12 protein-coding genes, 1 tRNA gene and 1 pseudogene are annotated in these 11,917 nt (G+C 65.1%); 12 read left to right on the top strand and 2 right to left on the bottom strand.

Going from position 1 to position 11,917, the window contains the following annotated elements; genetic code table 11:
- The first annotated feature begins 9 nt into the window (after nt 1-9).
- From QUV11_RS13135 to QUV11_RS13095, 9 genes are all read left to right on the top strand, one after another.
- The gene (locus QUV11_RS13135; RefSeq protein WP_300883346.1) at nt 10-174 is read left to right on the top strand and encodes a DNA gyrase inhibitor YacG; all 165 of its coding nucleotides are present in this window, start codon (nt 10-12) and stop codon (nt 172-174) included.
- Nucleotides 175-300: 126 nt separating this feature from the next.
- Nucleotides 301-376: transfer RNA gene (locus QUV11_RS13130), tRNA-Phe, on the top strand.
- 129 nt (nt 377-505) lie between these two features.
- Nucleotides 506-1,159, top strand: a complete 654-nt coding sequence (locus QUV11_RS13125; protein WP_300883345.1) for an NADPH-dependent FMN reductase — start codon at nt 506-508, stop codon at nt 1,157-1,159.
- Nucleotides 1,160-1,247: 88 nt separating this feature from the next.
- A complete protein-coding gene (locus tag QUV11_RS13120; protein ID WP_300883344.1) occupies nt 1,248-1,817 on the top strand; it encodes a DUF1993 family protein in 570 nt (189 codons plus the stop codon).
- Nucleotides 1,818-1,888: 71 nt separating this feature from the next.
- Nucleotides 1,889-2,725, top strand: a complete 837-nt coding sequence (locus tag QUV11_RS13115) for an alpha/beta hydrolase (protein WP_300883343.1) — start codon at nt 1,889-1,891, stop codon at nt 2,723-2,725.
- A 99-nt stretch (nt 2,726-2,824) separates the two neighbouring features.
- Nucleotides 2,825-4,075 (top strand): putative DNA modification/repair radical SAM protein, encoded by a 1,251-nt coding sequence (locus QUV11_RS13110; protein ID WP_300883342.1) that lies wholly within the window; start codon nt 2,825-2,827, stop codon nt 4,073-4,075.
- Between the two features lie 11 nt (nt 4,076-4,086).
- Nucleotides 4,087-5,529, top strand: coding sequence for a UdgX family uracil-DNA binding protein (locus QUV11_RS13105; protein WP_300883341.1), 1,443 nt, complete (start codon nt 4,087-4,089; stop codon nt 5,527-5,529).
- A gap of 44 nt (nt 5,530-5,573) precedes the next feature.
- On the top strand, nt 5,574-6,269 hold the full coding sequence (gene gntA / locus QUV11_RS13100) for a guanitoxin biosynthesis heme-dependent pre-guanitoxin N-hydroxylase GntA (RefSeq protein WP_300883340.1): 696 nt from the start codon (nt 5,574-5,576) through the stop codon (nt 6,267-6,269).
- Nucleotides 6,259-6,843 (top strand): urea carboxylase-associated family protein, encoded by a 585-nt coding sequence (locus QUV11_RS13095; RefSeq protein WP_300883339.1) that lies wholly within the window; start codon nt 6,259-6,261, stop codon nt 6,841-6,843. The genes gntA and QUV11_RS13095 overlap by 11 nt, the downstream gene beginning before the upstream one ends.
- Here QUV11_RS13095 and QUV11_RS13090 read toward each other — a convergent pair.
- Nucleotides 6,840-7,718 (bottom strand): class I SAM-dependent methyltransferase, encoded by an 879-nt coding sequence (locus QUV11_RS13090; RefSeq protein WP_300883338.1) that lies wholly within the window; start codon nt 7,716-7,718, stop codon nt 6,840-6,842. The genes QUV11_RS13095 and QUV11_RS13090 overlap by 4 nt on opposite strands.
- 188 nt (nt 7,719-7,906) lie before the next feature.
- On the opposite strand from QUV11_RS13090, the gene QUV11_RS13085 reads away from it, so the two are divergent.
- Nucleotides 7,907-8,821 carry a GNAT family N-acetyltransferase gene (locus QUV11_RS13085; RefSeq protein ID WP_300883337.1) on the top strand — a complete coding sequence of 305 codons (915 nt, stop codon included), beginning with the start codon at nt 7,907-7,909 and terminating at the stop codon, nt 8,819-8,821.
- Between the two features lie 122 nt (nt 8,822-8,943).
- On the opposite strand, the gene QUV11_RS13080 is transcribed toward QUV11_RS13085, so the two are convergent.
- Nucleotides 8,944-9,960, bottom strand: a complete 1,017-nt coding sequence (locus tag QUV11_RS13080; protein ID WP_300883336.1) for a hypothetical protein — start codon at nt 9,958-9,960, stop codon at nt 8,944-8,946.
- Between the two features lie 447 nt (nt 9,961-10,407).
- On the opposite strand from QUV11_RS13080, the gene mdh reads away from it, so the two are divergent.
- Nucleotides 10,408-11,370 carry a malate dehydrogenase gene (gene mdh, locus QUV11_RS13075; protein ID WP_300883335.1) on the top strand — a complete coding sequence of 321 codons (963 nt, stop codon included), beginning with the start codon at nt 10,408-10,410 and terminating at the stop codon, nt 11,368-11,370.
- Between the two features lie 101 nt (nt 11,371-11,471).
- A pseudogene (locus QUV11_RS13070) lies at nt 11,472-11,917 on the top strand (succinate--CoA ligase subunit alpha); the annotation flags it as partial.

Here is an 11,917-nt window from a genome sequence, read left to right as displayed (position 1 = left end):
ATACGCGCCATGGCCAATCCCCGCCCCTGCCCGCTGTGCCGCAAACCGGCGAGCCCCGAATTCACGCCGTTCTGCAGCAAGGCCTGCAAGGACCGCGACCTGCTGAAATGGCTGGGCGAAGGCTATACCGTGCCCGGCCCTGCGGTGGACGATCCCGATGCGGACTATGATTGACGCGCCGATCGGACCGATGAACCCGGCAGGTGATTTTGCTATGGACAAGCCCTGCCTCGCCTGACTATAGGCGGCGCTCCAAATCGCCGGTGAGGCGATGCAGGCAGCACCACCATGCCGCCAGATGCCCGGGTAGCTCAGTTGGTAGAGCATGCGATTGAAAATCGCAGTGTCGGCGGTTCGACCCCGTCCCCGGGCACCACTTTTTCCCCTTACCTCTCTTTACCTCGCGATTGACCGCGCGCGTCGCGCCGTCGCACAAACGTCTGGCATGTCGCCCGTCTGCGGCCCAAGGTCGCTGAACGCCCTTTGATGCGACAAGGAACACCAGATGCCCGGCAAAATTCTCGTGATCCTGGGGTCGGAGCGAGTTTCCGGCCCGCCCGAGCCTGCGCGGCTCGGCGAGCGGGTGGCCGCGGCGTGCCTGCTCCGGCTGGTGGCCAAGGCGGTGCCGGCCACGCTGGTCGATCCGGTCGAGATCGAGCTGCCGCACCCGTTCAAGCCGCATTTCGCCTATCGGCGCGGCTCGTCGCCCGATGTGCTCGACCGGCTGGCCGAACAGATCGCGGCCGCCGACGGCTATGTGATGGTCAGCCCCGAATACAACCATCTGATGAGCCCTGTGCTCGCCGACCTGCTCAACCATTTCGGCAGCTCGCTGTTCTCGTACAAGCCGAGCGCGATCGTGACCTATTCGGCGGGGCAATGGGGCGGGACGCGCGCTGCGGTGAGCATGCGGACATTCCTCTCCGAACTGGGCTGCCTGCCGGTCTCCGCGATGATCCACGTGCCGCACGCGCAGGATGTGTTCGGAGCCGATGGCAGCTATCTGCCCGGGGTCGATGGCGGCAGGTGGGACGGGTATCTTGACCGAACGCTTGATCAGCTGGGCTGGTGGGCCGCAGCCGCAGCCCGGCAGCGCGCCGATGGCGGAAAACGACCCGCCGCATTCCGCACCGATCCATCGCAAAGAAACGCGCCCTGAAGCGGCCAAGGATCGCGGCGTTTGGCCGGACAATGCTTGCCCCGATAATGTCTCGGTCTATGGTCCCGCGTCACCCGAGGAGACCATCATGACGCTCAACGATACGCTCGTTCCCACCTATCTCCAGATGCTGGGCGCGCTGTCGGCGTGGCTAGGCAAGGCGGCAGAGCAATTGCCTCAAGACCGCGCGGCGACCCTTATGAACGCACGGCTCGCGCCTGACATGTTTCCGCTGTTCACCCAGATCTGCTTCACCTGCGTCCAGGCACAGGAGGGCATCGCGCGGCTGCAGCAGCACGCCCTGCCCGCCTCGCTCGCCGCGCTGCTCGACCAGGGGCGCAACGCCGGATCGGGCGCGGAGACTATCGCCGACGCGCAGGCGCTGATCGCCGGGACCTTGCGGGCCGTCGAGGCCGCGGCCGCCGAGATACCCGATCTGTCGCCCGACACCGCGATCGCGCACACCCTGCCCAACGGCATGATCTTCGACCTGACCGCAGCGCAATACGTCCGCGACTGGGCGATCCCGCAATTCTATTTCCATCTGATGGCGGCCTATGCAATCCTGCGCGCGCAAGGGGTCAATCTGGGCAAGGCGGATTATGTCGCGCATATGTTCGGCTTCATCCGCCCCGGAACGATGCCGGCCCCCGGCTGAATGGAACCGCGCCCCTCGCTTGCCGTTGTGCAGATGGCCCGGTGGGCTCAAACCAGCAAGGGAGACCCGCGATGGGCTATGTTTCCGCATCCGATGGCACGCAGATTTTCTTCAAGGACTGGGGGCCGCGTGATGCCCAGCCGATCATGTTCCACCACGGCTGGCCGCTGTCGTCCGACGACTGGGACGCACAGATGCTGTTCTTTCTGGACAAGGGCTTCCGCGTCGTCGCGCACGACCGGCGCGGGCACGGCCGCTCCGAGCAGGTGAGCGAGGGCCATGACATGGACCATTATGCCAGCGATGCCGCCGCGGTCACCGCGCATCTCGATCTGAAGAACGCGGTGCATATCGGCCATTCGACCGGTGGCGGCGAAGCCGCGCGCTATGTCGCGAAGCACGGAATCCCGCAGGGCCGCGTCGCCAAGGCGGTGCTGGTCGCGGCGGTGCCGCCGATCATGGTCAAGACCGAGCGCTATCCCGACGGGCTCGACATGGAGGTGTTCGACGGCTTCCGCAACGGACTTGCCGCCAACCGCGCCGCCTTCTTCCGCGATGTCGCTTCGGGCCCGTTCTACGGCTTCAACCGCGAGGATGCCGAGCCCGACGAGGCGGTGGTCGAGAACTGGTGGCGGCAGGGGATGATGGGCAGCGCCAAGGCACACTACGAAGGCATCAAGGCGTTCTCCGAGACCGACCAGACGGAGGATCTGCGTGCGATGACGGTGCCGACGTTGGTGCTGCACGGCGATGACGATCAGGTGGTGCCGTGCAAGAACGCGGCGATCAACCAGTCCGAACTGCTCCCCGATTGCGAGATGAAAATCTATGAGGGGCTGTCGCACGGCATGCTGACGGTCAACGCCGACAAGCTCAACGCCGACATCCTCGCCTTTATCCGGAAATAATCCGGCGTGCGCGCCGCCCGGTCCGGATTTGCGACGGACCGGGCGGACATTTAACCTAAGCTACTGTTCTTTCTTTGTTCCCGGCTCTATATCGAGGGGATGAGCGAAAAACCGATTCTCGAAAAGCTGGCCATCCTCGCGGACGCGGCGAAATATGACGCCTCGTGTTCGTCGTCGGGAACGGTCAAACGCGATTCGACCGGCAGCAAGGGCATCGGCTCGACCGGGGGGATGGGCATCTGCCACAGCTACGCACCCGATGGCCGGTGTATCTCGCTGCTCAAGATCCTGCTCACCAATTTCTGCATCTACGACTGCCGCTTCTGCATCAACCGCGCCTCGAGCAACGTGCCGCGCGCGCGGTTCAATCCGGCCGAGGTCGTGCGGCTGACGCTCGATTTCTACAAGCGCAACTATATCGAGGGGCTGTTCCTGTCCTCGGGGATCATCCGCTCGGAAGACTACACGATGGAGCAGCTGGTCGAGGTCGCGCGGCTGCTGCGCGAGGAGCACCGCTTCGGCGGCTATATCCATCTGAAGACCATCGCCGGCGCGTCGCCCGAATTGATCGCGCGCGCCGGGCTCTATGCCGACCGGCTCTCGACCAATGTCGAGCTGCCCACCGAAGCAGGATTGAAGAGCTTTGCGCCCGAAAAGACCTCGGCGACGATCCGCAAGACGATGGCGGGGGTCCGCGTGGGGCTCGACGATGCGGCGGAAGCTGCCCGCGGGCGGTTGCTCAAAAAGGCCAAAGCGCCACGCTTTGCGCCTGCGGGCCAGTCGACCCAGATGATCGTCGGCGCGGATGCCTCGCGCGATGACGACATCCTGCAATCGGCGACCAGCCTGTATTCGGGGTACAAATTGCGCCGCGTCTATTACTCCGCCTACAGCCCGATCCCCGATGCGAGCAGCGACCTGCCCCCGGTGCGCCCGCCGCTGATCCGCGAGCACCGGCTGTACCAGGCCGACTGGCTGCTGCGCTTCTATGGCTTTTCGCGGTCCGAGATCATGGAGGGTGCCGACGATGGCATGCTCGACCTGACCATCGACCCCAAGCTCGCCTGGGCGCTGCAGCGGCGCGAGGCCTTTCCGGTCGATATCAACCGCGCCCCGCGCGAGATGCTGCTGCGCGTGCCCGGGCTCGGCACCAAGGCGGTCGAGCGGATCATCATGGCGCGGCGGCTGGGCGCGGTGCGGCTGGGCGATCTGGCCAAGCTCACCGCATCGGTCAAGAAAGTGCTGCCGTTCATCACCACCCCCGACTGGCGCCCCGGTGGCCTCACCGACAGCGCCAATTTGCGCGCGCGGTTCGCGCCGCCGCCCGAGCAGATGAGCCTCGCGCTCTGAAGCCACGAACGATGCGCGAGATCATCCTCAACACCCCGGGCGACTTTGCCGAATGGCGCGATGCCGCGCGTGGGCTGCTGGCCGCTGAAGTGCCGCCCGAGGATATCGTCTGGCGGCAGGCGGGCGAGAGCGCGTCGTTGTTTTCCGACACCACGCCGCTGGTGCCGAAGCGCGTGGTCACCCTGCCCCGCGATCTGGTGACGACGCTCGACCGCGTGATCTGCCACCGCGACGCCAACGTGCCGACACGGCTCTACACCATCGCCTGGCGCGCGCTGACCGACCGGCGGCTGCTCGAGCGGCGCACCGATGACGACGTCGACTGGCTCGCCAAGGCCGACAAGTCGATCCGCCGCGATCTGCACAAGATGCACGCCTTCGTCCGCTTCCGGCGGCTGGGCGAAGACGAGACCGGCCGCGAGTCCTTTGCCGCCTGGTTCGAGCCCGAGCACCGCATCGTGCGGCTGGGCGCGCGGTTCTTCCGCAAGCGCTTCTACGGCATGGACTGGGCGATATTGACGCCCGACGCGCGCGCGATCTGGCAGAACGAAACGCTGACCTACGGCCCCGGCGGCACCCGTAACGAAGTGCCCGACAGCGACGTGGTCGAAGCGCAGTGGCGGATGTATTACGGATCGATCTTCAACCCCGCGCGGGTCAAGATCGCCGCGATGCGCGCCGAGATGCCCAAGAAATACTGGCACAATTTGCCAGAAGCACAGGACATCGCGCCTTTGCTCGCGGGCGCCGGCGCGCGGGTCGAACGGATGCGCGAAACCGCCGTCCAACTCGCCAACCCGCGCAGCGACAAATGGCGTGTGCGCGGCGAAGCGGAGGCTGTGATCGCAGGCGAAACCGCGACACTCGAGGGCCTGGCGCGCGGGCTGCAGGCGTGCACCCGCTGCCCGATCCACTGCAACGCCACCCAGGCGGTTGCCGGCGAAGGCAAGGCCGATGCGCGGATCATGCTGGTCGGCGAACAGCCCGGCGACCGCGAGGACCTGGAGGGCCGCCCGTTCGTCGGGCCTGCAGGCCAATTGCTCAACGAGGCGCTAGACGAGGCCGGGCTCGACCGTGCGCAACTCTACGTCACCAACGCGGTCAAGCACTTCAAGTTCGAACCGCGCGGCAAGCGCCGCCTGCACCAGAACCCGTCCACCGGCGAGATCGACATCTGCCGCTGGTGGCTCGATCAGGAACGCGATCTGGTCAGGCCCGACATCATCGTCTCCCTGGGCGGGAGCGCGCTGCGCGGGCTCACCGGCAAGAGCGCGAGCATCGCCTCGGTGCGCGGCAGGCCGATCACGCTGGCAGGCGGCGAGACGCTGGTCGCGACGGTGCACCCCTCGTTCCTGCTGCGGCTGCCCGACCGACAGCGCGCGGCGGCGGAACGCACCGCGTTCATCGCCGATCTCGCCGCGGCGCGGTCGCTGGCCAAGGGCATCTCGGCGTGATTCAGTTTTTTGCAACCCGTGCTGTCCCGGTGCGTAGGGGTGGAATGTTCACCCCCTGCAACAATCAAGATCACCCGCTGGCGCAACGTTTCCGCGCCTTTATCAAGAATCCCGAGTTCCCTTGCGTGGGTGCCAAATCGGCGCTGGCCAAGGGGCAGATGCGGATCATCGTCGGCCGCGACCTGCGGTCCGGCTGGGACGATCTGCGCATCCTGCCCTCGCTGATGAACATCGCGCAGGATTATGCGCGCGACCCTGCACCCTTCCAGTCGCTGGCGGTGGTGTTCGAGGAAGACGCGGGACTGACCGAAGAACAATTCGAAAAGCACCTCTGGCAGCGCGTGCAGTCGTTGACCGACAAGGACGCGTGGCTGGGGCAGAAGGCCGATCCGCGTGTCAGCGCCGATCCCGACGATCCGCATTTCTCGCTGAGCTTCGGCGGCGAAGCCTTCTTCGTCGTTGGCTTGCATCCGGGCGCGAGCCGCCCTGCGCGCCGCTTCGAGCGCCCGGCTCTGGTGTTCAACCTGCACGACCAGTTCGAGCAGCTGCGGGCATCGGGCCTGTATGAGAAACTGCGTGGCACGATCCTCGACCGCGACATCAAGCTGGCGGGCGACATCAACCCGATGCTGGCGCGCCACGGCACGATGTCCGAAGCGCGGCAGTATAGCGGCCGCGCGGTCGATACGGCGTGGAAATGCCCGATGCACCAGCGCAAGGTAACCGAAAATGTCCTGTGAAATCCCGCCCCGCTCGGGCACCGCGTTCGAGCTGCGCAAGGGCCAGACGCTCACCGTCACCGATGTGCGCGGCGAACAGGTCGCCGATCTGCTGGCGTTCGACCGAGAGGATATCCACGAGGTGATCTCGTCCGGCCGCACGCTCGATTATGCCAGCCGCATCTATCTTACCACCGGCGATCTGCTCTATTCCAACCGCAGCAACGTGATGCTCGAGATCGTCGCCGATGATGTCGGTCGCCACGATTTCCTGCTGACGCCGTGCTCCAAGGACACCTTCCGCATCATCTATGGCGATACCGATCCGCACCGCGGCTGTTTCGGCAACCTCGCCGCCGCGCTGAAGCCCTATGGCGTGACCGAGGACATGATCCCGGTCGCGTTCAACTGCTTCATGAACGTGCCCGTCGATGGCACCACCGGCGAACTGCGGGTCGATCCCCCGCTCAGCAAGGCGGGCGACACCGTCCGGTTCAAGGCGCATCGCGACCTGATCATCGGGCTCACCGCGTGCTCGGCGCTGCAGTCGAACAACGGCTCGTTCAAGCCGATCGCCTACGAGATCACCGACTAGACCTTGCGCGCGGCCAGGTAGAACCAGTCGCCCATCCCCAGTGTGGGCCCCGCCCACGCCAGCGGCGCAAAAGCAAGCGCATAAGCCAGCCGCTTGGGGCTGCGCTTGAGCGTGTCCATCGCCCCGAACGTGTAGGCCAAATCGATGCAGGTGTGCTGCGTCCCCAGACAGGCAAAGCCGCGCTTTTCGAGCATCGCCGAAAGCGTGCGCACCGAGAACTGATACAGATGCCAGGGCGGCTCAGGGTGCGGCCAGTGGCCCAGCAGCTGTGCAAATGGCTGCGAGGCGCGCGGAAACAGCCCGTCGATATTGGGCGTCGAGAGAATGAACAGCCCGCCGGGCTTGAGCAGCCGGTACGCCGCTGCGATATCGCCTGCCGGATCGCGGACATGCTCGATCACATCGAACATGGTCAGCATGTCGAAGCTCTCCGGGGGTGCATCGACCGCGTGAATATCGCCATCGGTCACCGACAGCCCGAACTGATCGCGCGCGAACCGCGCCGAGGCGGCAGAAAACTCCGCACCTGTCGCATCGAACCCGGCGCGGCGCGCCTGATCGAGGAACAATCCGGTCGAACAGCCGATGTCGATCAGCCGCCCTTGCGAGGCCCAGCGCCGAGTAAACGCCAGATGCTCGCCCGCCACCTGGGTCATCCGGGCGAAGGCCGGGCTCTGCGGATCGTGCAGTTCGGTGTGATAGTCCGCCTCGCCCTGATACATCGCGGCGAGCCTTTCGGGCTCGGGCGGATCGGCGATGAAGGCGAGAGAGCAATCGGCGCATGCGACCAGCGTATAATCCGCCACGCGCGCGACAAGCTGCTGCCGGCCTGATCCGCAATGATTGCACTCGGCCTGCGGCCAGGACTGCGCCATGTCTGGGTCCCTTTTCGACGGTTCATAGCCAATGCGAGGTCGCAACTCGCGCAAAGAGGTAGCTTGCCACGGTGAACAACGGGTAAACCGATGACGCCCGTGCTCCGGTTCAAGCGTTCTTAACCGTCTTGGATTAGACCTTTAGATGTCGCACGCACCAGCCCTTTTTCCGGACCCTTCCTGTCGCCATGCAGCCCGTCGCCAGCCCCATCCGCTTCCTGCTCGGCGACCGTCAGGTCCTCGCCCCGCGGCGGATGCTGGTGCCGATTGCCTATGGCCTCGATGCGATCCTTGCCAACGCCCCGCTCCCCGCCCCGCGCTTGCCCGCAGACGCCGACGGGTATCGGTTGCAATCGGTGCCGGTTAGTCTGCTTGCCAGACCTGGCCCCGCCTTCGCCGGGCTGATCGCCTCACCGCCGCAGCTCTATGCACGGCACTACATCGATATGGCGATCGGCCATGACGGCTATCTCGCGCAGTTCTCGTCCAAGACCCGCGCCACGCTCAAGCGCAAGCTGCGCAAACTGGCCGAAGCGAACGGCGGCGCGCTCGATATCCGCAGCTATCACCGGCCCGATCAGGTCGGTGCCTTTTTCGATGCGGCACTGCCCTTGTCGGCGCAGACCTATCAGGCGCGGCTGCTGGATGCCGGATTGCCCGGGCACGAGGCGTTCCGCGCGGAGGCGCTGCGGCTTGCCGAGGCGGACAATCTGCGGGCTTATGTGCTGTTCCTGCACGGCAAGGCGGCGGCGTATCTGTATCTGCCGGTCGCGGGCGACGTGCTGATCTACGCCTATCTCGGCTATGATCAGGCGATCGCGTCCTTGTCGCCGGGCACCGTGCTGCAGATGCATGCGCTCGAGGCGCTGTTTGCCGAACGGCGCTTCCGCTACTTCGATTTTACCGAGGGCGACGGCGCGCACAAGGCGCTGTTCGGCACGCATCAGGTCCCCTGCGCCACAGTGTTCCTGCTCAAACCCACGCTTCCCAACCGCGCCCTGCTCACAGCGCAGCAAGGCTTCAACGCTGCGGTGGAAGGCACCGGAACCTGGCTCGAAAGCATCGGGGCGAAAGCGAAGATCCGGAAGTTGCTGCGCGGGTAAGGCTGCGTGCCTTTTCGTCATTCCCGCGAACGCGGGAATCCCGCTTTGACGCCGAGGGAGAGGAAGAAGCGGGACCCCCGCGTGCGCGGGGGTGACGGGGCCGGTTGGCGAAGCGCGCGCGCTTAGATCGCGACCACGCTTTCGAACGCCACGAATTCGTTGATGAAGAACGTCGACAGAATTCCCGCCTCATAGCGGATGCGGCTGACCGCCTGTTCGCCGTAGCGCAACGCGGTGCGCACCAGATTGGCGGGCAGCTTGGTCAGCGACCGGCTGGTGCGCGGGGTGAGCGCAACAAAGCCCATCGGTTCGAGCCGGTTGTGCTCGGCGATGTTGCGGCACATGGCCTGGAAGCGGCGTACGACGATGGCGTTGGCGCGGCTGCGATCGCGGCTGAGCAGCTCGAAGCTGTGGCTGACGATGGTGAAGCACGGCCAGGCCTCGTCCGCCGCATGCGCCAGCGCGTCGCGCATTTCCCAGGCTGACAGCGCGCACAGCTGAACCGCGCGGATGCTGCCCGGCCGGTCCTCGATGAAGCTGACCGGGATGATCCCGACGCCCAGATGCTCGGCAAAGGGCGGCGTGTGCTGCGGCAGGTCGATATCGCATTCGCCCGCCATGAACGCCGGGTTGAAGCTGCTGTCATAGCGCACACCCAGCGCGCTGAGGGCGCGCAAGGTATCGTCGTTGGCGCCAAAATTGCCCGCCCGGAACGCGGTCGGCCGCGGCGCACCCGCAATCATCAGCAGCGCGCGGGCCTGATCGAGCAGACGGATCTGATCATCGAGCGAGAAATCGGCGATATTGCGGCCGCGCAGATGCGCATGCTCGTGCTCGCGCGCGAATTCCAGCCATTCGGTGTGGATGTGCAGCTGGACCTCGTGCCCGCGATCGAGGATCGGCTGGACGATGCGGGCGATAACGCCGGGGCCATAGACCAGAGCGGGCATCGGATCGACGAAGAACACCCCGGTCAGGCCGGCCGCCTCGAGCTGATCCATCTGATAGAAGATGCCGAATTCACCATCGCGGCATTTGCCGGCAATCGAGCTGTCGAAATTCTCCTGTGCGCTCGCGCCCTCCTGAAAGAGCTGGAGCGAAAGCTCGGTATCGACCGTATACTGCACCTTGGTGGCCATGATCCATGCTCTATGTCGAGGGTATTAAGACCCGCTTACCAACGTCGCAGCAGCGCTAGGATTATCGTCAATCGTTGCGGAAGTCCATCCGATGTTAATCCCAGCGTGTATCGAATTGAGCCATCGGGCAATCCGTTTGCGCCTGACACATGGGACGAAATGCACCTTATGCACGCTGATTGCCCGACCTATTGCTAATAGTTTTCAGTTGCATAGATAATTGGCCGCGACGGGCTTTTGACGGTTGAAATGCCCGCGCAAGCGGCCTAGGCAAGCGCGCTAGGCGCCGATTCAGGCCGGGAATACCCGGTCGGTGCCAGCTTCAGGTCGTGAAACGGACGCACATATTGCCGGATTTCTGCTCAGGGAACGCCCACGCGCCAATTATCTCCCTCTTCCTGACAGGCAGTCTCGGCCGGGATTCATAATTTTCGGAAAGGAATGACCATGGCACGCAAAAAGATCGCGCTGATCGGCGCAGGCAATATCGGCGGCACACTCGCGCACCTCGCAGCGCTCAAGGAACTGGGCGATGTCGTGCTGTTCGACGTGGTCGAAGGCGTGCCGCAGGGTAAGGCGCTCGATCTGTCGCAGTGCGGCCCGGTCGAAGGCTTCGACGCCAAGATCACCGGCACCAACGATTATGCCGACATTGCCGGCGCCGATGTCATCATCGTCACCGCAGGCGTCGCGCGCAAGCCCGGCATGAGCCGCGATGACCTCATCGGCATCAACCTCAAGGTCATGAAGGCCGTGGGCGAAGGCATCAAGGCCAACGCACCGAACGCGTTCGTCATCTGCATCACCAACCCGCTCGATGCCATGGTCTGGGCGCTGCGCGAATTCTCCGGCCTGCCGCACCACATGGTCGTCGGCATGGCAGGCGTGCTCGACAGTGCGCGCTTCAGCCACTTCATCGCCGACGAATTCCAGGTCTCGGTCCGCGACGTCAACACCTTCGTGCTCGGCGGCCATGGCGATACCATGGTGCCCGTGGTCCAGTACTCGACCGTTGCCGGCATCCCCGTGCCCGACCTGATCAAGCAGGGCCGCTCGACCAAGGAGCGCATCGACGAGATCGTCAAGCGCACCCGCGGCGGCGGCGGCGAGATCGTCGCTCTGCTCAAGACCGGCTCGGCCTATTACGCGCCCGCCACCAGCGGCATCGCGATGGCCGAAGCGTATCTCTCGGACCAGAAGCGCCTGCTGCCCTGCGCGGCCTATGTCGAAGGCAAATACGGTCTTGATGGCCTGTATGTCGGCGTTCCGGTGATCATCGGTGCCGGCGGCGTCGAGCAGATCGTCGAGATCGAGCTCGACGACGAAGCCAAGGGCAACCTGCAGGTCTCGGTCGATGCGGTCAAGGAACTGCTCGACGCCTGCCGCAGCCTGGATTCGAGCCTCGCCTGATGGCGGCCGTGATCGCCCGGGCCTGATTGCCCGGCGATCACGGCAGGCTCCCGCTATTTGCGCAGGATCGACGCGATCGATCCCGAACTGAAGGAATTATTATGTCCATTCTCGTCAACAAGCACACCAAGGTGATCACGCAGGGCATGACCGGCGCGACCGGCACCTTCCACACCGAACAGGCGCTGGCCTATGGCACGCAGATGGTCGGCGGCGTGACCCCCGGCAAGGGCGGCACCACGCATATCGGCCTGCCCAACTACAACACCGTCGCCGAAGCCAAGCACGCCACCGGCGCGACCGCCAGCTGCATCTACGTTCCGCCGCCGTTCGCAGCGGATTCGATCCTCGAGGCGATCGATGCCGAGATGGAACTGATCGTCGCGATCACCGAAGGCATTCCCGTGCTCGACATGGTCCGCGTCAAGCGCGCCCTCGTTGGCAGCAAGTCGCGCCTCATCGGCCCTAACTGCCCCGGCGTGCTGACGCCCGACGAGTGCAAGATCGGCATCATGCCCGGCAGCATCTTCAAGAAGGGCTCGGTCGG

This window comes from Blastomonas sp. (assembly GCF_030373265.1).
GTDB lineage: Bacteria > Pseudomonadota > Alphaproteobacteria > Sphingomonadales > Sphingomonadaceae > Blastomonas.
This window is presented reverse-complemented; position numbering and strand designations above follow the sequence as displayed.